The sequence below is a fragment of the Lawsonibacter sp. JLR.KK007 genome, assembly GCF_036941135.1.
Taxonomy (GTDB): Bacteria; Bacillota; Clostridia; order Oscillospirales; family Oscillospiraceae; genus Lawsonibacter.
In genome coordinates, this window is the sequence record NZ_JAYWSY010000001.1 from 418,959 (window position 1) to 439,875 (window position 20,917).

Consider the following 20,917-nt stretch of genomic DNA (forward strand, 5'->3'; position numbering starts at 1 on the left):
AAAGGAGGACACACCTATGGCAAAGAAGATCAGTCAGCTTAAACTTCCCAGCCCCAATGACACCGACCCCCATCCCCGCCTGCTGCTGGACGGCTACGGCATCCACGCCGGCGAGTGCTTCCGGGCCCTGTTCCCGGACGGCTGGCACGACATCACGCTGGAGGTGAGCTGGGACGAAACCGGCCCGGCCTGCTGGTACATCTCCACCCCCGGCTTTGCGGATGTCTGCCCGGTAGGGCTGTTTGTGGAGGTATAAGGATGATAGTGCCGCCTGTGCTTATATGGCATGGGCGGCGCATTTCATAATTGGGTCTGTGTCTTGCGCAGTTGTCCCGCAGTTTGTACAATGGGATAAAATATTCCTGGAAGAAATTTTGTCCTGAATGTAACGAATGGCCGTCCGATAGGATATATAGGGTGAAAGGAGGGATTTTCATGGACGATATGGATGCTGTCTACCGCGCTCATGCCCAAACCGTCTATAAATTCCTCCTGGCCCAGTGCCACGACCCGGACTTGGCGGAGGAGCTGACCCAGGAAACCTTTTATCAGGCGGTGCGCTCCATTGGCCGCTTCGACGGTTCCTGCAGGCTGTCGGTCTGGCTGTGTCAGATTGCCAAGCATCTGTGGTATCAGCACCTGAGAAAACGCCAGCGGGACCCTGTTCCCCTGGAAACGACGCTGGAAACCTCCGTTCCCTCGGCGGAGGATGGGGTGCTGGAGCAGGAGGGGCGGCTGTCCCTTCTGCGGCAGATCCACCAGCTGCCGGAGTTGCAGCGGGAGGTGGTCTACCTCCGGGCCTTTGGAAATCTCAGCTTCCGGGAGATCGGGGATGTGCTGGGAAAGACGGAGAACTGGGCCAGAGTGACCTTTTACCGAAGCAAAGAAAAACTGAGAAACGGAGGTGCAGAGGATGAAAAATGATCTGACCTGCGGCGTGGTCCGCGACCTGCTGCCCAACTATATAGACGGTCTTTTGTGTGTAGAGTCCCGGCAGGCAGTGGACCGACATTTGGCCGACTGCTCTGCCTGTGCCGCTGCCTTGGCCGCTATGAGGGCGCAGGAGCCTTCGGCGGAGGAGCAGACCAGGGAGGTGGACTATCTGAAGCGGGTGAAGCTGCGGAACAACCGAAAGATCATCGCCGCAGTAGTATGTACCGCCGTTGTTCTGGTCACAGCTCTGCTGGCGAAGCTGTTTCTCATTGGCGCACCGCTCCAACCTCAGAGCGTGGCAATCACGGAGACGGCGGTGGTAGAGGATACGCTTCACCTATCCCTGATGTCGGTCGGGTCCGGCAACGCCTTCCACGGCTGGCATGTGGAGACAGAAAACGGGATTGCCTCCATCTACGCAAGAGATGTGCTGGTATCGCCCCTGTATTCCAGCGGAGACGCTGATCTGGAAATCTCTCTGGAGGGGGTGCAGGAGGTGTGGCTGGGCGGCGTCTCCGGGCGGCTGCTCTGGCAGGATGGCGTGGTGATCTCCCCGCTGGCCCTGGAGCTGATGGAAGCCCGCGCCCCTTACTGTGGCGATCCCGCCGCGTCGGCCCGTATTGCGGAGATTCTGCGTCTCCCTGACCGGCTGGGCAGCTATACGTTTAGTCTGCAAACCGACAAGCATCCTTATGAAGTCACGCTGGAGTTTGGGGAGCAGCCCACAGGCGAACAGCTCAGTCTTGTGACCTGCTATAATCTGCTTACCCTGGCGCTGGTGGACAATCTGGAGTCCTCCCTGTTCAAGCGCCCCGCTTACGGGGATCTGAGTATGATCGTCAACGTCGGGATGGAGCTGGACGGCGTGAATGATATGGTCCTGCCCGCGCTGGTGGAGGAGTACAACGCCGCCAACGGCGCTGACTGGGAACCCAAGGCCAGTATCAAGGACTACACCCGTTCCCCGGCGGACCTCCAGCGGCTGCTGATGGTCCTGGATTCCTTCTATGGACCCGGCCTGTTTACGAGAGGAGGCTGACCATGAAAAGACGAGTGCTCCCGCTGCTTACGGCGGTTTTGCTGCTCCTGCCCTCCTGCGGAACGCAGGCCGGTCCTGACCTGACTCCGCTGGATCAGGCGGCGGCTGAGGCAGCCAGCTTCACACCGGGAACCTATGAGAACCTGACCTTCCACCAGGACAAAATTTCCGTATATGTACCGGAGGACCTGGCCCGCTGTACGCTCCGGGAGGTGGGCTGCTTTGACCTGGAATACGGAGACAAGCTGATGCGCTGGTGGATTCCCGACAAAATTTGGGACGACCAATCTGTATCCCGCTGGGACGACACCTATGCCTACGCCTTTTCCTCCATCTTCGACCAGACGGGAGAGAATGGAAACGGCTGGTATGCGGCGGTCTGGTGTACCGGCACCGTCATGTACGCCCGTGACAAGGGCTGGGAGCATTATTCCCATGACCCCGGACTGCTGGACCACAGCTGTAATGTAAATGTGGACGATGTGGGCGAGGACGGCCCGTTGGTAGAACAGGCGGAACGGTTCGCGGCGGACTGGCTGGCCCAGACTGATCTCCAGACCACTCTGCGACCCAAGTATCTGTATGTCTGCGCCGGTGACGATGGGGAGAAGTTTGCCAAGGTATCCTATCAGACCTGCTGGAACGGGGTCCCAATCTCGGACGTGGCCCGGCGTTACCCGGATTCCCCCACCTTTACCCTCCCCGACCCCAGCGAGGAAAACGACTGGACCGGCGATGTGGAACTGTGCTCCGTCACCGCCTGCATAACTCCCGACGGCGAACTGGACTTCTTCGGCGGCGGCCACGGTATGGTAGAGCTGTACGAGCCTGGAACGGTATGCAAGGAGATCGTCTCCCTGTCCGCTGCCTGCGGTATCCTCAGCCAGACTATCAGCGGCTACGGCTCCCAGGAGATTCGGGACGTAGCACTGGAATACCGTCTCAGCATCACCGGCTCCGATCAGCCGGAGGAGACCTGCCGCTATGTGGACCAGGAGACAGGGGAGCGTCTGCCCGACCGGGGCGTGGTGCAGCGTTACCGCACCAGCTATGACCTCTATGACGCCGTACCATATTGGGCTTTTTACGCCAAGGACCGGCAGGAACGGGAGCTGGTATTCTATGTGAACTGCCTGACGGGCGAAGTCCAAATTCTGGACAACCAGGCTGGGTGACCGCCATGAAGCTTATGCGCCTGTTGCAGACTGACCTGTATCGAGGGGTGGTCCATGCGGATTTTTGGATTGCGGCCCTGCTCTTTGGGGCCCTGTGCTTCACCGCAGAGGGCTATTGGGACGCCGGCCGCAGTATCACGGTTCTGGAGCTGGCCCTGTCTTACCCGGCAGAGGAGGTCAGCGGCCGGTTTCTGCTCTCCGATTACCATCTGTTTCTGGCCGGGATTGGCCCCTATAACCTGATGTTCGCCCCTATCCTCGCCGCCCTTCCGTCTATCCCCGCCTTCTGCCAGGAGAGGAGGAACGGATACCTGCGCCTCCTGATTCCCCGGTGCGGCGTGACCCGGCGGTGTTTCAGCCTTTGGCTGTCCGCCCTGCTTTCCGGTGGGCTGGTAGTCACAGTGGGGTATGGGCTGTACGGACTGTGCTGCTGGGTGCTGTTCCCTGGCCTGACAACGGAGACGGCACAGTGGATCGCCGCCCCGGTCTGGAACGGTGTCCTGGCACAGCTGGCGGGAGCGTTCTTCTTCGGCATGGTGGCGGCGCTTCTGCCAGTGCTGCTGGCTGGGGTGAGTCAAAACGCCTGCCTTGTCCTCTGCGCCGCCTTTGCTCTGTTCTATACTTACTGCAATCTTCTGGATTCTCTCTCCAACCGCCTGTTTGACTATGGGGAACTGGAAAAATCCTTTCAGGTGATGATGTTCTATCCTACCTCGGTATTCCAATGCTTCTCCGGACACCAGCCCTGGCGGCTTGCTCTGTGGGGAATCGTGGCGGCGGCGGTGTATGGCCTGCTGCGGCTGTCAATGGCCCGGCGCTTTGACAAGGGGGCGTGACCATGAACGCAAGGAAAATAGTCCTGCACGCTAGAATGGAATATTCCCTCTGGCTGACCAATCCCCGTATGTCCATCCTGCTGGTACTGCTGGTATTGATTCACTCCATGGTCATTCAGCCACTGGCCCAGGCAGGCGGACAGATTGGGGTTCGGTTCCACCTGCTGGAGCCGCTGGCCGCTCTGTGTAATTCCACCCTGATTCTGCTCATACTGCCCCTCGGCTTCCTGATTCTCATGGTTGGCTTTCCCCGGATGGATCGAGGCTTCCTGCTCCAGCTCTACCGGGTGGGCCGGCTGAACTGGGTGCTGGGGGAGCTACTGTACCTGTGCATGGCGGCGGGAACCTACCTGGGGGTGGTGCTGCTGGGGACGGCGCTGTGTTCCCTGCCCTATGCCCCAATCACCAGCCCAGGGTGGAGCGCCGTTGCCACCGACTATGTGAATATTCTGGGGGAGAGTGCTCTAAAAAGCGCCGTCGGGCTCCTGCCCAAAAATCTCTATCAGCAGATGGGGCCGGGAGCAGCGGTGGCCGGAAGCTTTCTTCTGCTGTTCCTTTGCCTGGTCCTGATGGGAGCAATCCTGCTGGCGGCAAGCCTGCTGCGGATCAACTCCCTGGGCGTCGCCGCAGACGCTGCCCTCCTGCTGGTGGGGGCTGGCTTCGTCATTCTGGACAGCCCCTGGATGTGGGGCTTCCCTTGCGCCCACGCCCTGATCTGGCTGCACTACAACCCCTATTTCCGCACTCCAGTCTGCCCACTGTGGGTGAGCGGCCTCTATTTTCTGCTGGGAGCCGCCCTGATGACCGCTTTGGCCTGGGTAACCGCAAAGCGGCGCAGCTTTGATTCTATGTTGGAGTTTGATTGATATGGCGATGATCTCAGTAGAACATGTCAGCCTGTCCATTGGGACGGCCCAAATCCTGCGGGATATTTCCGTTTCGTTTGAGGAGGGGCAAATCCACGGTATCATTGGACGCAACGGCAGTGGGAAGACCATGCTGATGAAGTGCATCTGCGGTTTTATCCGTCCCACCGCTGGGCGGATCATCGTGGCAGGAAACCAGGTGGGCCGGGATGTGGACTTCCCGCCGGACCTGGGGCTGTTGATTGAGACGCCGGGTTTCGTGCCCTATTACAGCGGGCTGAAAAACCTGGCGCTTCTGGCTGCTATCAACCGCCGGGCCTCCAAAGAACGGTTGAACGCCTGTATGGAACAGCTCGGACTGGGAAATGCAAAGGACAAGCGGGTGTCCAAATACTCCATGGGGATGCGCCAGCGGCTAGGGATCGCCCAGGCTGTCATGGAAAACCCACGACTGCTGATTTTGGACGAACCTCTGAACGGCTTGGACGAACAGGGCGTTGAAGACATCCGGGCACTGCTGCTGGAGCTGAGGGGCCAGGGTAAGACGATCCTGCTGTCCTCCCACAACAGGGAGGATATTGACCTGCTCTGTGACAGTGTGTGCAAAATGGCGGGCGGAGTGCTGACAAGGTTATAGGTAATTAGATGTTCTGTTCAGTGCGAGGCATACAGTCATGCAGTAAACGGGAAAACGGACTATCCCAGGCTGCTCAAGTAGGTAAGTTGAACTATTTATAGGGATAAATCCAAACACGCCGCCCATGTCCTATTGACACAGACGCACCTTTTCCCTTGAAGTCATCTTGAATCGCTATTATAATCGGAATAGTAGGAGGAACATAGCTTATGGGAAAAATAGTGCCAGATTGGCAGACCTTCATCTGCTGTAAGGGTGGGCATTTAATTATCCGGCATTTGAAAAGCGGTCTTGCGGAGGACTTGGAAATTCCTTGGCCCGAAAAACTCAAAGGTATTACATGTGAAAAAGTCCGGTTTCGAGCAGAAGATCTTCGTCCGCTCTCTCAGTGTGGAAAAACACTGGATTTTGTGGATCTGAACGACTGTGAACTTGAGCCAGGCGCACTGGCAGTTCTGTCAGTAGCCGAATCGCTCCGATGCCTGACAATCCAAAATTGTGGCGTTTCAGACAGTGATTTTGAATGGTTCCATGGAACAGCGAAACTGGAATTAGTTGCTTTGAATGGAAATCCTCAATGCACAAGTTCCATAATTGCACAAGCTGCTGGTTCTCCGCTTAATCGTCTGCATTTGCAAGGAACAAATATTCAGGACTCTGATATTCCCCTGATGATCTCTTTTCCCCAACTGTTGATTTTGAATATCAGCGACACGAAGGTGACGGGAGCCGCCCTACAGCAGTTGTCGATCAACCGGGGGCTTTCTATCATTTGTGACCATGACCGGGAAGGTGTCGCTCAGTTCCGAGCGGCTCAGAGACAAAATTGGAAGAAAAAATTGTCCTTCGATAAAGAGCCAGCCGAAGAGGCCATGCAGTTGGTCAGAGATTTTTATGCAGCCAGCCAGGATAGAAAACAGCTCAGAAGCCGCTTTGTAACACAACGGTACTTAGATTATTGCAAAACGCACGGATATAGCGGGGTAGACCCTGGCCAAAAACGTTCGTTCTGCGATTCATCCACTCCGCCATATCAGGATTGCCATGTGGTTGATGTAGAGCAGGTTACTCGCAAAAAAATGTACGTTTACAGTGAATGTGACGATCTTACTTTTACCCAGTATCGGTGTCTTGTTATCCAAGCAGAGAACGATTGGAACATTGATAAAAATGAACGCTTAATGGACGGGAAATGGCGTTTTTGGCCTTTAGATTAGCAATTTAATTTGTTTTTTGGCACTATTTGCTGTTAAACTTCAGCCTGGAGCAAAGGCTGAACGGATGTTCCGGTTCACTCAAATAAATAGTTCCATACACCGGATGCCTGATTTTGGCATCCGGTTTTTGTGACTATTGGAATAGTCATTTTTGTCTTGACAAATGGCAGATGGGTGTGGTAGTATCCTAATATGACTATCGCGATAGTCACAAAGGAGACATAGCTATGGAAATGAAATTATTTGATTCCGAACTGAAAGTGATGGAAGCCTTATGGAAGGAGGGCGATCTGACTGCGGGCCAGCTGGTGAAAATTCTGAAGGAGCAGACCGGCTGGAACCGCAATACCACATACACGGTCATTAAGAAGCTGATTGAGAAGGGCGCGGTGGAGCGCTACGAACCCAACTTCACCTGCCGGGCGATGGTGACAAAGGATTGCGTCCGGCAGGGCGAGGCCACGGAGCTGATCGACAAGCTCTTTGACGGCTCTGCGGAGCTGTTCCTGTCGGCCTACGTCAGTGGGAAGAAGCTGTCCAGCGACGAGATTGACGGTCTGCGGCGGATCGTGGAAAAGCTGAAATGAGGGGGCCTATGGATATTGTTCAAATGAGCGTGCAGGCGGGGGTGCTGATCGCGGCCATCGTGCTCGTCCGCGCCATCACGCTGTACCGGCTGCCTAAAGCCAGCTTTCTGGCACTGTGGGGAATTGTCATCGCAAGGCTGCTGATTCCCTTTTCCCTCACGTCGAGGTGGAGCGTTTACAACCTGTTTGCCGGACTTTGGGGACATGAGGACACGACGGTTCCCACTGGCAGCTATGTGACAGTCTGGGGCGGTCAGGCCCAGGTTCCGGCATCGCCTGAAGCCGCCGGAGGGCCGGCGGAAGCCGCCCTGTCTATTCCCCCGCTGGCTGCCCTGTGGATGGTTGGCGCAGTGGTGCTTGTTGCGGTATTTGCCGTCCTGCTGGCAAAGAATTACCGGGCACTCAGGGCCGCCGTTCCCGTGGAAGACCACGCCGTTATCACGAAATGGCGGGAGGAGTACCGGCTGCTCCGGCCTCTGGCAATCGTCCGCTCTGACAAGGTAAGCTCCCCGGCCTCCATCGGCATCCTGCGGCCGCGCATCATCTTCCCGCAGGGGATGGATTTGGACAATGAGCAGTTGGTTCGCTATATCCTTGTCCATGAATACGTCCATATCCGCCGCTTTGATACGCTGTGGAAGCTGCTGGCCCTGTGCGCGGTGTGCGTCCACTGGTTCAACCCCCTGGTTTGGGTGATGCTGGTTCTTCTCAACCGTGACCTGGAGCTGTCCTGCGATGAAATGGTTCTGCGGCATTTCGGCGGGACAGAGCGGGCGTCCTACGCCCATTCGCTGATCGACATGGCGGAGCGGGGCCGTCCCTTCTCCTTCATGCACAGCTACTTTAGTAAGAACGCCGCAGAAGAAAGGATAATTGCTATTATGAAATACAAGAAAACATCGTTGCTGGCCGTCGTACTTGCCCTCGTCCTGACCCTCGGCATGGCGACCGGATTTACAACGGGGGCCGTGGCGAAAGAGAGCGATTCTGCCCTGCCGTCCGGCCAGCCCACGGCTTCCGAGGGCAGCAACCAGGAGGCTGGGCCGCAGGATACCGACAGCGCTTTGGGCGGCTTGGCGTCGGTGAACCGTGGGGACGAACGCAAATTCACCCCGGAGGAATGGGCTGAGATTTTGAAAAAGGTCGAGGCCGGAGAAATCCTGCTCTTTGAGACAGCGGAAGAGGAGCGGGCGTTTTGGGCGGATGAGGACAATGCTGCCCTCAAGGAATCTCTGCTTTCAAAAGGGAGCAATAGTGTGAAGTGGAAATATCTCCCTATCATAGAAAGCATTCTGGCGGGAGAGGTCGAAGCAGGCACGATGCTGGGAGACGGCGCAGAGTACCAAGTCAAATTGGTTGAGGGCAACGGTATGGAGTACCAGTGGATCTCCGTGAGTGAAGTCTCCTGAGAAAAGGGCAAGTATGTTCTGTATGTGAAAAACATCGGGAAAACCAGTGCCGGCTTCTCCATCAGCTACCTCATTCAATAAAGGAAGCAAAGTCCCGCTGGCCCTGCCTGTTTGGTGGAGCCGTTTATAGGAGATAAGTCCAAAAGTGCCGCCTGTGTCACCATGACATAGGCGGCGCATCCATTCCAGCTTGCGATTTGGACGCCCTTTTGCTAAAATGGGAGCGTAACAAGATGATGGGCACAGGCTGGCGGCGTATGAGTACAACGCCGACGGCACCATCTGCGCGGAATCCCACGGTCCGATCCAACGGCAGTTCCAGTACGACCTGGACAAGAATCTCACCGGCCTGCTTGTCCAGTCCGGCGGGGAGCTGCTGGCGGAGAACCAGTATCTCTATGACGGCAACGGCAACCGGACGCTGAAGCGTCAGCTTGGAGGTGATACCCTCTATCACTATGACCCGCTGAACCAACTGAAAAAGGTGGAGTATCCCTCCTACACCGAGGAGCTGTTCTACGACAGGGCGGGCAACCGCACGCGCAGGATCGCCAGCGGTGTGGAGGAGCTGTACCAGTACGACCCCCGGAACCGGCTGACCGCCTATACCAAGGGCGGGGTCACCACCATGTTCCAGTACGACCACGCCGGCAACCTGCTGGCGGACGACAAGGCCCGATACAGCTACGACGGCTTCAACCGCACAGAGAAGGTGGAGACCTTTGACGGCCATATCCAGCTCAACCGCTACGACGCCGAGGGCCTTCGGTATGAGATGGAGGAGAATGGCAGCCTGGTGCGGTTCATCTTCAACCAGAACCGGGAGGCTGTGTCTGAGGAGGACAACAGCGGCCTGAACCGCCTGATCCGGGCCTCGGAGCTGATTGCCGCCAATTCCAGCGCCGACAGCGCCAGGACGTACTACCACTATGCTTCCGACGAGATGGGGTCAACCACCCATATTGTTGATGAAGCGGGTGTAGTAAAGAACCACTACGAGTACGACGCATGGGGGAATATCACGGCCCAGGAGGAGGCCGTCCCCAACCGCTTCAAGTTCACGGGGCAGCAGCTTGATCCCATTACCCAGCAGTATTATTTGCGGGCAAGGTTCTATAACCCGGTTGTCGCACGGTTCACGCAAAAGGATACATATTTAGGATCTGGACTAAATCTTTATTCTTATTGTGAAAACAATCCTGTTTTCTATGCGGATCCAAGTGGACATAGTCGGCAGAAATGTGGTCAAAAAACTTCCTCTGGTAATGATTCAGACGCATCATTGGAACAGCCGTATGCTTCTGCCACAAATAATTCTAATGCAGAAAATATAGAGCGACCAAATTCTAATGGGCAAAATACCAAGCCGGTTAAAGATATGACGGATGCGGAGCTAGCTGAACGAGGCCTAAAGAGATATCCTGATGGAAGCATCCGCAATTCGCAAGGTCATTTCGCTGGGTCTTCTGGAACTACCCCTGGTTCTGTTGCTGTAGATCGCGTCAATAATTTGTTGGGAGGCGGATCGGCAACAGAAATAACTGTAAGAGTACCCTTATCAGATGGTTCAGAAGCCCGCCGCCGATATGATATAGCGGTTCCTATAGGGAGTTCTGGGGATGCTATCGGAATCGAAGTAAAGAGCGGAACTGGACGTAGAGATCAGGGACAGCGCGCAAAAGATGCAGCACTTGTATCAGCGGGTGGAGCGCCGGCAGTGGGAAAGAACGCAACTGAGGCTGGTATACGGCAGATTACTGAAGTGCAAGTTTGGCATGTTGATGATGCCGGAAGCGTAGTTAATATAGAATACCTTGGTAACAAAAAAACTGTCTTATATACACCGCCCACATAATAATTGGAGGGAAACATGAGTGCAACAGCGCAGTTTAGTGTTTTTTCTAAATTGCTATTTGAAAGAATGGAAAAAGATGGATTTAGAAAAAGGAGCAACTCCATTACCCAAAAAATTCAGGGAATCTACCCCGTAAGACTTACATTATACACCAACAAGCTAAAAGGAGAGGATGCAATTCGACAAACTTATATTATTGGGCAATCATTTCCTGAAATTGATAGAATTATTTACTACCTAAGGAATGAGTATTTCTCTTCCAAGTGGGTTACAGGTAGAATCTGGCTCTGCACTCTAATGCCAACCGTAGCAAAGACTACTGGATTGCCTAATATGGTTTCTCCAAATGGATATACACATAGAATTGATGATAATATTGACATTCATTTATTAGCCGAGGAAGTATATAGTAACTTAAAAAGCTATGCATATCCTTTTTTAACTAAATATCAATCTCCGTTAGATATATTTTGTGGTCTTGTGTCATGTGAACCCGAATTAAAGACATGGGCCGTGCAAGGAAGTGATTTGTTTTACCTTGCATTCTATTTATCCAACCAAGAACAAGAGAAGGCAATTAATTTCTGTAAACAGAAAATATTTGCTAATCGACAGGATGAGAATTATAGGACTTCAATAACCCAAGAAATCCTGGGAAAGGTTGAAGATTTAAAATGGAGTTGCGATGGTAAATTATTGCTCCCGCCTATACCTGCCGGGACGAAATTACGGTGATTCAGAATTCCGGCCAAAAGTTTCTAAGTTATAAAAAGATTGCATTCTAGGGAGTTATACTTGAAAGGAGGTCACATGAATAAGGCTAAATCTATATGCTTAATCGCTGGCCTTATGCTTTTGATCTTGGCGGTGGTAATGATTTACCTGTCCGCAAAAGGTCTGCTCACAATCCCATCCGCAAACAGCTATGAAGATGGCGGCACCCACACCTTTGAGCCATACCAAGTCCTCCCCGTCCAGGTGCAGAACACCTCCGCCTACAGCCGCGACCGCCGCATGAACCCCACCAAGACTGTCTACATGGTCTACTACCGGGCCACAGACGGCAGCGGCTACCAGTGGACCGACCGGGCCATCACCCGGGAGCTGGGTCAGGAGACCGTGAAGGAAGGCGTGCCCGTCACCCGCCGGGTGCTCAGCATCCCCAGCGACCGCACCTACATCACCGTGGAGCCGGATCAGACCGCCGAGAGCTACACCGCCGGGCTTCGGCAGAAATATGTGCTTGCCCTGGCGCTGTCGGCGGCGTACATACTGGTTTATCTCGTGATATGGGGCGTGATACTGTCGAAAAAACGGCGGTAACAGCTGCGTAACAGGGCAGAACCAGCCAGCCGGTATAAACATTGATATGAGCGGCCCCAAAACCGGGGCCGCTCATATCAGGAAAAGAATGAGGTTTTAAGTAGCTTTGGATACTCTGACGCGCCATGGGCGATGTGGTAGATCACCACCGTGTTCCCCAGCAGGGGGTAAAACACAAGATATTTTCCCGCCAGAATGTACCGATACCCTGCGGCGCTCAATTCATCATCCCGAACTGGAGGACCTGACAGCGGGAAACGGGTCAACTGATCCATCGCGTCATAAATCCTATCCGTTATGTTCCGGGCGGACTGCGGCCCGGAGAGGGCCATGTGTACCCGCGCAATTTCCTCCAATTCCGCCTGTGCTGGCAGGAGAATGTCCAACTTACGCCTGTTGTCCATAGATGGCCTCCAGGCGTTTGCGGGATTCCTCCATAGAAACGGTTGGCTGTTCAGACAACCGGGACTGCTCCGCCGCCGCTAGCTTTGCCCGGAGCCGCCAAATTTCCTCCCGGCGCTCAAAGGCTTCGATGCTCATGACCACCAGATCGCCTTCTCCATTTTTAGTGATATAAATGGGGGCATCTTCCTTATGGGCCAAATCAGAAATAGTCCCGTATTCATTTCGCAGAGCGGTAGACGGCTTAATAATCATCGTAAGCCCTCCTTGTTGTTATTATTCTGATAGTATTCTATCATTATTACTCCAAAACTATAACCCCCAGATTAAAATTAGTAAAGGAGAGTGCAAATATGGGATTCTGGGTTGGGAACTGGCTGCATGATCCGCCGAGCAAGGAGTATGACAGCACCGGGAAAAGGGCTATCATTAAGCACTTGTGCTTTGGCCCCGTTGAAACGCAGATATGGTATGAGTCAGTGGATGGCCAGTACTATTGCGAGCTGCATATCATTGAGGGTTTGCAGGCGGGGGATGTATTCCTCGACCGCATCAGCAAGGCAAAGATGCTTGAAGCTATCGTTACAGAAATTGACCTCTGTAAAAGTCTTGGCGAAGCTGAGTTAGCTACTGTGTTTCAAGCAGAGAAAGATAAGGTTGAAAAGTAAATCTGTCATGTGGGCCAGCAGCCCTTATGTGTTTCAAGAATGTCCACATAAAATTCCCAGACCAGTAAGCGTAGAAATTCCGGCAGCCTATGTAAATGGAATTATGATCTTCTGTCTGTTTCATGTGGGGATCAGTTTCTGCTTGTATATGCTCTATTAGCTGAAACAGAAATTGACTCGTATCATCGGCATGGATAAAAAGCTCTATGGTGTTCCCTCACCTCAGTTTCGGCAAATCAGACTGTTAAAGCACACTTAAAATCATCACCATATTGCTCCCCAAGATTACAAAAGACTTCTTCCGCCGTCATCTTCAATACCCCCTATTTTCGCAAGTCGGTTCACTATTGATGTTACATCCTTACCCCATACGCCGCAAGATAGCGTTCCAGCAGTTCCAAGTGCTCCAGACCGGGGTCCAGCTTCGCCAGCGTCTTCCACTCCCTGTCGTACAGCACAATCCAGCCGATGCTTCTGGAGACGTCGGCTACATCCCGCACCGAAAACTCCGCAGGCACTCCGAACCGGGAATAGGCCCGGATTCTTTCGCCGTCCACCTCCACCCGGCACACCTTGCCCATACGCAGGAAGATAACGCTGAGTACCAGCAAAATCAGGTCGAGCGCCACCAGGACGGCGAGCTCCGCTGGAGTCATCGGGTCATATTGGACCCACCACACCAAAACAGCAGCAAAGGCGATGCCGAACAATAGTAAAAACACACCGATTCCAGTAAATCCCCGCCGTGTGGATCTCTTCAACCGAAGTGTGAATCGCTGCTGTAGGGCAGGCTGCTCTCTGGAGACGAACTGCTCCCCGGTGACAGGTTCCTCCTCTGGTGGAACACACCACCCGTCCAGGGCGTTATGGAGGGGGATGTCACGCTCCATCAGCCAGCGGAGCAGCAGATCGGAATTCTCCATGCTCCCCGCAAATTTCGCCAGCACCTGGTAGTTCTGATCGAAGATGACATTGCTGCCGCCGGAAGGCCCCAGCACCACACCCGCAATGTCCCGGCGGGCAAAGCCCCGATCTCTCCGGATGGATCTGGTCCACCGCAGGGTATCGCCCTCTACCACGATTCGCTCTCCCGAGGTGAACCGGCTGGACACCGCGAAGCGTTCCGGCGGCCTGTTGTCCGGGAGCTTTTCCGGGAGCATATTGTAGGTCGCGCCGCCAGCATTGAACCCGGCTATGTACCACGGCCCCTTCCGCCAATCCACATAGGCCAGCAGCCGTCCCCGGCTGAAAACGAGTCCAATCAGCCCCAGTCCGGCAAAAAGCAGCGGCAGCTTCCCGAACCGGCTCCACAGCTCGGCCCAGGCTTCCACCGGCATTTGCGCCAATCTGGAAAGTGGGATCTCGCAGCTCAAACGGACTGCCACCAGCACCGGCATCCAGAGCAGGCAGGTCAGCATGGTGCAGACGCCCACAATGGCATAAGCGGTGGGCTTGGACCGGCGGCCATGAAACAGGCGGTAGAACCATCCAATCACCGCTCCCACAAGCAACTGGAGCAGGATCATAAGTCTGTTAAAGTCCACCAGCCAGCACAGCAGCAGTACCAGTACGCAGACGGACATTCCAACGATGCTCCCCAGGATGCCCCGCAGGACGCTGCCTTGAAACTCCGGGCTGTCTATGTCCAGCGGTGTTTTAATATAGTCTGACATTTGGCACGCTCCTTTTCTGCCCCGGTTGTTAAGAGATAGTCGTTCACTAATATTGTGAATACGAAAATGTTTCAATCAGCATATTGGACTTCAAAAGTGGGGGCAGTATTTTGCAAAAATACCAATTAACATCCAAGATATTCAGATCAGGCATCAACATTTTTCTTGTTTCATCGCTGGGTGATATAACAATCTCACAGTTTGACAAGTTTGGCATAATCAGTACATTGACCCGGTATGTATTACCATCTTCCGCATAAAACAGGGCAAACGCAATTACTTCGTCCTTCAGTTCTTTCTGTGCTGCGATACGCAAATATTCGTCCTCAGCAATGTGTCTATCTAGGAAGTCGAAGTCATCGCTATCCCCAACATCGGTATAGATTATTCTGTTTTGAGGGGAGCATAAACTCCAGCCAAATTTCAAAAAGCAGTTGATTATTGTTACAGCAGGAGGTTTTTTGCCCTCCCTTTTTGCGATTGAAACTGTAAATGCGCGATCAACTGACATAACATTCGTTCCTTTCGGGGTAATTCTACATTTCAAATTGGTGCAGACTTTTCAAATGTTTTTTACCTCTATTTTGCAATGGCAGAAAATTGTACGCCCTCAAACGGCTTTCCATAGTGCTTATCTCTGTGCTTCATAATAAAATCCATAGCCGTGCTGTCAGATGGGAGTGGGATGCCGCTGCACCTCATAATTTCCTCCGCTTCGTCAATGTTGTACAGGCACGACAGCGTGAACGGCTCCTCCGAATCTCCCCAATCATCCACAATGACCCCATAGATCCTATCAACCATGCTGCTGATTACTTGAAAACCTGGGCGCTCTTTGCGGTACAGGCTTTGTAAGGAAACAAAGTTTTCCTCGCCTAACTCGTACCAGTACCCGCGCTCTTTCACTTTTTCAAGCATTTCCTGGTAAGATACATAGGGAAGAACGGATTCTGGAGTTAGATCACAAACTCGTTTGACCCACTGCTCAATATCCCAAGTTGATGTGATCTCCCACAATTCTTCCAGTATCCACTTCCAATCGCCTATATCTTCTCCATAGAATGACAGGCATTCCTCAAAGCATAAAATGAGGTATGCAGCGCGGCCTCGTTTAGAAACTCTTCTGAATTTATGCGCAGTTTTGCGTCTGCCAAAGATATTCATAACGCTTCTCCTTGGTATGAGTCACTGGCCCAGCAGATTTTCTTATGGTTTATCCCCGCTTCATGTTCTCCATATAACTGTTCCATCCGCCAATTCAATCGCTGAGGGCGGATTTTCTACGGAAACCTCTGTCAATGAATTTACCGCCAGGGGACTGTTGCTCAAATTCCTTACTATTCTTTTTACAAGAACGGCGCAGGCGTAAAATTCCTGGTACTGTTCCTCGTCCATTTCTGCGCCATTGTCAGTTTCATAGATTGTATCCAGAGTTCCCTCAATGACTACTTTTCCAAAGTCCCAGCTGATTCTTAAAAAGGTTCCGTTGGGGTGGGTACTAAGCTGCTGCATCATTTTGTCCATATCCATAGGTCTATCCCATCCATAACTGTCCTATATCTGGATTTTCACCCCACTGTCGGGGAAGCTCCTCCAGAATGTAATCTATACGGCGAGCCATATTGTCTGCTCTTTCGATGGAACAATGCTCCCTGGCCCATTCCCTTACCCTAAGAAAATCTTTTAAGAGGAGATCCAACTTGTCCCTTTGCAGCCATACTCCGTTTCCCAGCCTGTCAATATTCAGCTCTTGCAGAGCAGTTGCCCAGATAGACTCAAACACAGTCTCGGTGGCAACAGGAATTATAATTTCACTTGGTTCATCATTATTGATTACATCATATATTTGGACTGACATCTTCGGCCCCCCAAAACTCCTGCCTATTATTCAAGTCATGCGCTGGGCGTAGGTAAGCAATGCCGGACTATAAAATCAATTTGTCAGTAGCCAGCCGCAATATATGATCCATGGAATGATAAGGATTACGCCCAGAGGAATGGTAAGGAAATAATTTGATCTCTCTATTTTCTTGCGGAACACGAAAATTGACGGCCTTGCCTCGTTCACAAAAATTGTGTAGGTTTCTCCGGCCCGGAGCTGGGCGCGGTATTTTTCCATGCTGCATGGTTGGGAGGTTTCTCGGTACTGCTGTTTGCCAACTTTATAGGTGAAAACAGGCATCATTCCCAACGCAGGCGAAAAGTGAGAAAACACACCGCGTACTTCCAGCTTGCAGGAGCGCAGTCTATGTATATCCCGAAATGACCCATACAAAAGCAGGACGCCCATCTTAGCCAACCATGTTAGAGTGTCCAACATGGAATTTTGAAGGCTGGTCAATGCACAAATCAGGACCGAGAAACAGCCGCACCCAATAAAGACAAAACCGAGGGAATAGAGTCCTTTTATTTTCTGATGAAGAGGAAGACGGCTGAATTTTGCGCCGGTCCATAGTTCGTACAGGCCAAGCAGTATTTCTGCAATGCCTATTACAATGCCCATAATATCGGTCTCTCCATTCCAAAACTAAAACCAAATTGCCATGGCTGCAAGATGAAAAGTTATGCCGGCCATGGTACACAGCAAGGCAATCAGCCATCCCCTTGCCTCTTTTTCGTTGCTTTTCTCCAATTTTTCTAGCAACCGAATTGAGCCTGCGTCCGGCGTTTCTGATTTTTCCATCTGACGTTTTATCTCCCGGCGGTCAATCATCTGCCTACGAGCGGCAAAAGACTTAAAGCAAAAGAACAACGCCATCAAAACAAGTTGCAGCAGGAATAAAAGCTCCATGCCCAGCCGGTGTTGAAAGGGAGGTCCATCCCAACTGGAAAGCACAGCAAAATACTGCATCTTTCCATAAGGATATAAGACATAGCCTAAAATAAGCCAACTTAGAAACAAAATCTTTTCGATAACCCAAACCGCCCGCCAATGCCCGCTCAGTTTTAGCCGCTTATTTCGTTTTAGGTCATCTCTCTGCTTGTTGCGCTGCTGCTCCGCAATAAAGTCCCTCAGTTCTCTTTTTTGGCATTCGCTCAAATCGGTGCTGTGCCTGTCCAATAATTTCTCGGCAGTTGTAAAGTCGTTCCTGGAAATCAGGGCTTTAATCTTATCGTACATAGATTATTTCCCCTCTGAAGTATTGGCTCTCGTATCAAACGGAATGAACCAGATCATACGGGTAGTACGGCCATTTTTCGCTGTCAGGTACACTATATATTTTCGCAACGGCAGCAACTTCAAAGCTCCAGCAGCCAGCGTAGATATTTGCGGTAGATTTGTGGCTATCGTACCAGGAGGCATCTTTATGGGCCCGATACCATTTCTTTGTGATGTAACTTTTCAGATATGCGGCCCTTTTATCAGAGGAGCATTTCAAAAACTCGGAAAACCATGCGCAGCGTCGGTCCAGGTCTGACACATCCCAAGTGGAATCGAGGGTGAACAGCAGAGAATCCGTCAACTTATTGCGCATATTGGTTTGCTGCAATATCGTTTTCAAATCGGGCAAGCATTCCCAGGCTTCAAGCAACGTACAGAGAGAAACTGCATCAATTACATCAAAATAGCCCTCCTGCGGTTTGACTGCTTGGGCAAGGTACTTGACATACTGTGGGCATAAATCTCTGATTGCGTTCATGTCCGAACCGGAGGAATACAGAGCGCAGATCCTGCTCCGACAGAGGCTTGCGATAAATGCGGCGCACCCCTGTCGGCCTGGAATATTTTCGACAGGAAGATCTTGCAGCTGGTTTTGGAACCGCTCCATCCGTTTTTCGTTTACTTCTAAGTATTCCTCAAAATATGCTCTGTTTTTGATTGTGTCTCGCATAGCAGTGCATCCTTTCGCCTCTTTGTTTCTGGCTGCTGAAATACAGAAATCCCTATGCTCTCCCGTCCCCAGGTGCAGTATTTAAACTGAAAAAATCCACCCCTCACTATATACAACGCAGTGAAGGGACGGATTCTCACAGAAAAATGAAGATTTTTTGAAAAATTTTACCCAGAACTTTCTATCCATGCTTCCCTGCACGTTGTTCATTCCTCAACTGCATTCATTTGTGATTTGTTACCACATGAGTATATCATGTTTTTATCAAACAGTCCATCTCACCTTTAGCTTTGCCGAAAATTTAAGCAGGCGGTCTGGAACACACGCTCCAGACCGCCTGCCCTTTATTCTGCCCTGACCGTTATGGATGTCAAAACAAAAGCCCCACGGTGAGACCGCCGCTCCCTGACCGGGAACCCGCCTTACCGCAAGACCTATGCCTTCGTGATCCATCCAATAAACAGCGATACCTTTTCCAGATCCTCGTCACTCAGCTCCCGCAGCTTCTCTGTCAGCGCCGCCCGCAGCGTATTTGTCCCTTGCAGGCCGGCAAAGAACTCCGCGGGGCTGACCTCAAAATACGCCATGATGTTGAACAGCTCTTTCATGGAGGGCATCGTGGCCCCGCTGGTGATGGAGCGGATATAGGAACCGCTTTTCCCCAGCTCCAGGCTCAGTCGGTGCTCCGACACCCCTTTTTGACTTCGTAACGCTGTGATCCGCTCACGCAAATACCGCTCGTATTGCTGAACCTCGTCCATACTGCGCCGCCTCCTCTCTGGCTGTTCATTATTGTACCTTGAATTATCAGAGAGTATCAGCGGTCAAATTATCAATTTCTCATTTCACTTCCTTTGCATTGGTAGTATAATTATTAAATTGGAAAGAAAATTGGTTTTTGTACTATTCAAACGGAGGATTCACTATGAGAAGTCATACCTGCTGCTTCACCGGTCACCGGGAGATACCGCCAGAAAGGCGGGCGGAGATTGTTGGACGGCTGGAGCGTGTGATCGTCAGCTTATACCAACGGGACATCCAATACTACGGGGCCGGAGGCGCCCGTGGCTTCGACTGCCTCGCCGCCCAGACCGTGCTTCGCCTACGGGAGAGCTGCCCTGACATGAAGCTGATCCTTGTCCTGCCCTGCCTGACGCAGACACGGGGCTGGAGGCCGGAGGACATAGCGGAGTACGAGCGCATCAAGGCCCAGGCGGATAAAGTGGTCTATACCGCCCAGCAGTACGCCAGGGGCTGTATGCACAAGCGGAACCGCCATCTGGTGGACAACAGCAGCGTGTGTGTCTGCTACCTCAACAGGGAGAGCGGCGGGACGGCCTATACGGTGGACTATGCCAGGAAGAATGGGCTGGAGATCATCAACCTTGCCACTTGACAGGAAAAGATGTACCCTCCATCAAGAGACATTTAGGAAAGTTTGTCGGATTGAAATCCAGTTCCGCTATTCCGGTTACTTGAAAAAATAAAGAACCTTGGCTATAATAGAATCAGTTCTCTTATAAGGAGGAACCCTTATGATGTTCTGGAAACACGATGAACCCAAGTTTGAAGTACGCCCACTCTACTCCATCCGTGAGGAACTGGAACTGATCAGGGAGTTTTGCTGGCAGCCCAAACTGGAGGCAGGCAAAATCTACACAGAGGAAGAAATAGACGCAGTAGAAAAACGGCTGAACTTTAAGCTGCCGCAACCTCTCCGGGAACTTTATCTGGTGCTGGGCGACTATCTATGCGATAAGAAAGATACCTGGTTCTGCCGTCCGGAGGAACTCCATTGGAACGGTAAGTATCTGTTGGTGACAGCTATGGAGAGAACCAATAGTGGATGGGGGATTTACCAAAAAGACCCTTATCTTTCCGTTTATCACTGGCGGCGGAGCGAGGTCAATATCTACGGCGAGGAGCAAGCGAAAAAGCCGAAATCAGAGGTGATCAGTAAAAGCGCACGTAATCAGTATTTCTCGAAATCCTGCTTTTATTGGGACATTTTTATTATCCATCATGTGCTGGATAAGGTACGACAGGACTGGTGGGATCTGCACCAGTCCCGAATGACAGGGGAACTGTCCCCTTTTTACATCGGCTGCTCCCTGCCAAAGAAATTAGACGAATTGCGGAAAGTCCGCCAAAGAATGGAAGAGTGGCTGGTTCCCATCACGTCAAAGGCGGAGCTTCTAAGGGTGGACATATTTGGAAAGAATGTAGGGCCAGAGGATTATGTGGTCTATGCTTATACGAATCCGGAGAAGACCCTGCTGGTTCTATCCTTTAGCGCCCAGGAAAACTATGGGATGATCACCAGGGAGCCGGTTCCCTATTCCTTTGCCGAACAGGTGGAAGAAAAAACCGGGATGCTGTTCTGGTCATGGAACGGGCAGGGCCGGGAACGGATGGAAGAAAAAGAAAAGGAAATGCAGGCGGCGGGCCTGTTTCAAAGGTGAGA

27 protein-coding genes are annotated in these 20,917 nt (G+C 52.3%); 16 read left to right on the top strand and 11 right to left on the bottom strand.

Features of this window, described 5'->3' with window-relative positions; genetic code table 11:
* Positions 1-16: 16 nt before the first annotated feature.
* The 13 genes from VV088_RS02410 (at position 17) to VV088_RS02470 (ending at position 11,877) form a co-directional block, all read left to right on the top strand.
* On the top strand, positions 17-256 hold the full coding sequence (locus VV088_RS02410; protein WP_300764896.1) for a hypothetical protein: 240 nt from the start codon (positions 17-19) through the stop codon (positions 254-256).
* 179 nt (positions 257-435) lie between these two features.
* Entirely contained in the window at positions 436-924 is a 489-nt protein-coding gene (locus tag VV088_RS02415) for an RNA polymerase sigma factor (protein ID WP_334599207.1), read from the top strand.
* Positions 914-1,972, top strand: a complete 1,059-nt coding sequence (locus VV088_RS02420) for a DUF4825 domain-containing protein (RefSeq protein ID WP_334599208.1) — start codon at positions 914-916, stop codon at positions 1,970-1,972. Before VV088_RS02415 ends, VV088_RS02420 begins: the two co-directional genes overlap by 11 nt.
* Before the next feature lie 2 nt (positions 1,973-1,974).
* Positions 1,975-3,147, top strand: coding sequence for a hypothetical protein (locus VV088_RS02425; RefSeq protein WP_300764890.1), 1,173 nt, complete (start codon positions 1,975-1,977; stop codon positions 3,145-3,147).
* Positions 3,148-3,152: 5 nt separating this feature from the next.
* The gene (locus VV088_RS02430) at positions 3,153-3,983 is read left to right on the top strand and encodes a hypothetical protein (protein ID WP_334599209.1); all 831 of its coding nucleotides are present in this window, start codon (positions 3,153-3,155) and stop codon (positions 3,981-3,983) included.
* A gap of 2 nt (positions 3,984-3,985) precedes the next feature.
* Entirely contained in the window at positions 3,986-4,849 is an 864-nt protein-coding gene (locus tag VV088_RS02435) for a hypothetical protein (RefSeq protein WP_334599210.1), read from the top strand.
* A gap of 1 nt (position 4,850) precedes the next feature.
* Complete coding sequence (locus VV088_RS02440) at positions 4,851-5,486, top strand: ABC transporter ATP-binding protein (RefSeq protein WP_334599211.1); 636 nt, start codon at positions 4,851-4,853, stop codon at positions 5,484-5,486.
* Between the two features lie 209 nt (positions 5,487-5,695).
* Positions 5,696-6,703, top strand: a complete 1,008-nt coding sequence (locus VV088_RS02445; RefSeq protein ID WP_334599212.1) for an NTF2 fold immunity protein — start codon at positions 5,696-5,698, stop codon at positions 6,701-6,703.
* A gap of 227 nt (positions 6,704-6,930) precedes the next feature.
* Entirely contained in the window at positions 6,931-7,290 is a 360-nt protein-coding gene (locus VV088_RS02450) for a BlaI/MecI/CopY family transcriptional regulator (protein ID WP_334599213.1), read from the top strand.
* A gap of 8 nt (positions 7,291-7,298) precedes the next feature.
* Positions 7,299-8,699: a M56 family metallopeptidase gene (locus VV088_RS02455; RefSeq protein WP_334599214.1), complete on the top strand. Its 1,401-nt coding sequence runs from the start codon at positions 7,299-7,301 to the stop codon at positions 8,697-8,699.
* Positions 8,700-9,258: 559 nt separating this feature from the next.
* The gene (locus VV088_RS02460; protein WP_334599215.1) at positions 9,259-10,554 is read left to right on the top strand and encodes an RHS repeat-associated core domain-containing protein; all 1,296 of its coding nucleotides are present in this window, start codon (positions 9,259-9,261) and stop codon (positions 10,552-10,554) included.
* Positions 10,555-10,569: 15 nt separating this feature from the next.
* The gene (locus tag VV088_RS02465) at positions 10,570-11,289 is read left to right on the top strand and encodes a hypothetical protein (RefSeq protein ID WP_334599216.1); all 720 of its coding nucleotides are present in this window, start codon (positions 10,570-10,572) and stop codon (positions 11,287-11,289) included.
* A 75-nt stretch (positions 11,290-11,364) separates the two neighbouring features.
* Positions 11,365-11,877, top strand: coding sequence for a hypothetical protein (locus tag VV088_RS02470; RefSeq protein ID WP_334599217.1), 513 nt, complete (start codon positions 11,365-11,367; stop codon positions 11,875-11,877).
* A 77-nt stretch (positions 11,878-11,954) separates the two neighbouring features.
* Here VV088_RS02470 and VV088_RS02475 read toward each other — a convergent pair whose 3' ends face one another.
* A complete protein-coding gene (locus tag VV088_RS02475; RefSeq protein WP_334599218.1) occupies positions 11,955-12,281 on the bottom strand; it encodes a type II toxin-antitoxin system RelE/ParE family toxin in 327 nt (108 codons plus the stop codon).
* A complete protein-coding gene (locus tag VV088_RS02480) occupies positions 12,265-12,534 on the bottom strand; it encodes a type II toxin-antitoxin system Phd/YefM family antitoxin (RefSeq protein WP_334599219.1) in 270 nt (89 codons plus the stop codon). Before VV088_RS02480 ends, VV088_RS02475 begins: the two co-directional genes overlap by 17 nt.
* A gap of 98 nt (positions 12,535-12,632) precedes the next feature.
* Here VV088_RS02480 and VV088_RS02485 point away from each other — a divergent pair, with 98 nt between their 5' ends.
* A complete protein-coding gene (locus tag VV088_RS02485; RefSeq protein ID WP_334599220.1) occupies positions 12,633-12,947 on the top strand; it encodes a hypothetical protein in 315 nt (104 codons plus the stop codon).
* 353 nt (positions 12,948-13,300) lie between these two features.
* Here VV088_RS02485 and VV088_RS02490 read toward each other — a convergent pair whose 3' ends face one another.
* The 9 genes from VV088_RS02490 to VV088_RS02530 form a co-directional block, all read right to left on the bottom strand.
* The gene (locus VV088_RS02490; RefSeq protein ID WP_334599221.1) at positions 13,301-14,620 is read right to left on the bottom strand and encodes a hypothetical protein; all 1,320 of its coding nucleotides are present in this window, start codon (positions 14,618-14,620) and stop codon (positions 13,301-13,303) included.
* Positions 14,621-14,666: 46 nt separating this feature from the next.
* Entirely contained in the window at positions 14,667-15,131 is a 465-nt protein-coding gene (locus tag VV088_RS02495; protein WP_334599222.1) for a hypothetical protein, read from the bottom strand.
* Positions 15,132-15,199: 68 nt separating this feature from the next.
* Entirely contained in the window at positions 15,200-15,784 is a 585-nt protein-coding gene (locus VV088_RS02500) for a hypothetical protein (protein ID WP_334599223.1), read from the bottom strand.
* A 60-nt stretch (positions 15,785-15,844) separates the two neighbouring features.
* Entirely contained in the window at positions 15,845-16,150 is a 306-nt protein-coding gene (locus tag VV088_RS02505; protein ID WP_334599224.1) for a hypothetical protein, read from the bottom strand.
* Positions 16,151-16,154: 4 nt separating this feature from the next.
* Positions 16,155-16,478 (bottom strand): hypothetical protein, encoded by a 324-nt coding sequence (locus VV088_RS02510; protein ID WP_334599225.1) that lies wholly within the window; start codon positions 16,476-16,478, stop codon positions 16,155-16,157.
* A gap of 75 nt (positions 16,479-16,553) precedes the next feature.
* Positions 16,554-17,123 carry a hypothetical protein gene (locus VV088_RS02515; protein WP_334599226.1) on the bottom strand — a complete coding sequence of 190 codons (570 nt, stop codon included), beginning with the start codon at positions 17,121-17,123 and terminating at the stop codon, positions 16,554-16,556.
* Positions 17,124-17,147: 24 nt separating this feature from the next.
* Complete coding sequence (locus tag VV088_RS02520) at positions 17,148-17,741, bottom strand: hypothetical protein (RefSeq protein WP_334599227.1); 594 nt, start codon at positions 17,739-17,741, stop codon at positions 17,148-17,150.
* Positions 17,742-17,775: 34 nt separating this feature from the next.
* A complete protein-coding gene (locus VV088_RS02525) occupies positions 17,776-18,453 on the bottom strand; it encodes a PoNe immunity protein domain-containing protein (RefSeq protein WP_334599228.1) in 678 nt (225 codons plus the stop codon).
* Positions 18,454-18,887: 434 nt separating this feature from the next.
* Positions 18,888-19,214: a helix-turn-helix domain-containing protein gene (locus VV088_RS02530; RefSeq protein ID WP_334599229.1), complete on the bottom strand. Its 327-nt coding sequence runs from the start codon at positions 19,212-19,214 to the stop codon at positions 18,888-18,890.
* Positions 19,215-19,378: 164 nt separating this feature from the next.
* Between VV088_RS02530 and VV088_RS02535 the strand changes: the two genes are divergently transcribed.
* Positions 19,379-19,849, top strand: a complete 471-nt coding sequence (locus tag VV088_RS02535; RefSeq protein ID WP_334599230.1) for an SLOG family protein — start codon at positions 19,379-19,381, stop codon at positions 19,847-19,849.
* Between the two features lie 139 nt (positions 19,850-19,988).
* Positions 19,989-20,915: an SMI1/KNR4 family protein gene (locus tag VV088_RS02540; protein ID WP_334599231.1), complete on the top strand. Its 927-nt coding sequence runs from the start codon at positions 19,989-19,991 to the stop codon at positions 20,913-20,915.
* Positions 20,916-20,917: the final 2 nt, after the last annotated feature.

Coding starts and splice junctions, on each gene's coding strand:
- VV088_RS02470 (WP_334599217.1), top strand. CDS start 11,365: ATGAATAAGGCTAAATCTATATGCTTAATCGCTGGCCTTATGCTTTTG.
- VV088_RS02490 (WP_334599221.1), bottom strand. CDS start 14,620: ATGTCAGACTATATTAAAACACCGCTGGACATAGACAGCCCGGAGTTT.
- VV088_RS02515 (WP_334599226.1), bottom strand. CDS start 17,123: ATGGGCATTGTAATAGGCATTGCAGAAATACTGCTTGGCCTGTACGAA.
- VV088_RS02485 (WP_334599220.1), top strand. CDS start 12,633: ATGGGATTCTGGGTTGGGAACTGGCTGCATGATCCGCCGAGCAAGGAG.
- VV088_RS02445 (WP_334599212.1), top strand. CDS start 5,696: ATGGGAAAAATAGTGCCAGATTGGCAGACCTTCATCTGCTGTAAGGGT.
- VV088_RS02505 (WP_334599224.1), bottom strand. CDS start 16,150: ATGGATATGGACAAAATGATGCAGCAGCTTAGTACCCACCCCAACGGA.
- VV088_RS02430 (WP_334599209.1), top strand. CDS start 3,153: ATGAAGCTTATGCGCCTGTTGCAGACTGACCTGTATCGAGGGGTGGTC.
- VV088_RS02455 (WP_334599214.1), top strand. CDS start 7,299: ATGGATATTGTTCAAATGAGCGTGCAGGCGGGGGTGCTGATCGCGGCC.
- VV088_RS02420 (WP_334599208.1), top strand. CDS start 914: ATGAAAAATGATCTGACCTGCGGCGTGGTCCGCGACCTGCTGCCCAAC.
- VV088_RS02425 (WP_300764890.1), top strand. CDS start 1,975: ATGAAAAGACGAGTGCTCCCGCTGCTTACGGCGGTTTTGCTGCTCCTG.
- VV088_RS02520 (WP_334599227.1), bottom strand. CDS start 17,741: ATGTACGATAAGATTAAAGCCCTGATTTCCAGGAACGACTTTACAACT.
- VV088_RS02410 (WP_300764896.1), top strand. CDS start 17: ATGGCAAAGAAGATCAGTCAGCTTAAACTTCCCAGCCCCAATGACACC.
- VV088_RS02480 (WP_334599219.1), bottom strand. CDS start 12,534: ATGATTATTAAGCCGTCTACCGCTCTGCGAAATGAATACGGGACTATT.
- VV088_RS02530 (WP_334599229.1), bottom strand. CDS start 19,214: ATGGACGAGGTTCAGCAATACGAGCGGTATTTGCGTGAGCGGATCACA.
- VV088_RS02450 (WP_334599213.1), top strand. CDS start 6,931: ATGGAAATGAAATTATTTGATTCCGAACTGAAAGTGATGGAAGCCTTA.
- VV088_RS02525 (WP_334599228.1), bottom strand. CDS start 18,453: ATGCGAGACACAATCAAAAACAGAGCATATTTTGAGGAATACTTAGAA.
- VV088_RS02415 (WP_334599207.1), top strand. CDS start 436: ATGGACGATATGGATGCTGTCTACCGCGCTCATGCCCAAACCGTCTAT.
- VV088_RS02435 (WP_334599210.1), top strand. CDS start 3,986: ATGAACGCAAGGAAAATAGTCCTGCACGCTAGAATGGAATATTCCCTC.
- VV088_RS02535 (WP_334599230.1), top strand. CDS start 19,379: ATGAGAAGTCATACCTGCTGCTTCACCGGTCACCGGGAGATACCGCCA.
- VV088_RS02510 (WP_334599225.1), bottom strand. CDS start 16,478: ATGTCAGTCCAAATATATGATGTAATCAATAATGATGAACCAAGTGAA.
- VV088_RS02440 (WP_334599211.1), top strand. CDS start 4,851: ATGGCGATGATCTCAGTAGAACATGTCAGCCTGTCCATTGGGACGGCC.
- VV088_RS02465 (WP_334599216.1), top strand. CDS start 10,570: ATGAGTGCAACAGCGCAGTTTAGTGTTTTTTCTAAATTGCTATTTGAA.
- VV088_RS02500 (WP_334599223.1), bottom strand. CDS start 15,784: ATGAATATCTTTGGCAGACGCAAAACTGCGCATAAATTCAGAAGAGTT.
- VV088_RS02540 (WP_334599231.1), top strand. CDS start 19,989: ATGATGTTCTGGAAACACGATGAACCCAAGTTTGAAGTACGCCCACTC.
- VV088_RS02475 (WP_334599218.1), bottom strand. CDS start 12,281: ATGGACAACAGGCGTAAGTTGGACATTCTCCTGCCAGCACAGGCGGAA.
- VV088_RS02495 (WP_334599222.1), bottom strand. CDS start 15,131: ATGTCAGTTGATCGCGCATTTACAGTTTCAATCGCAAAAAGGGAGGGC.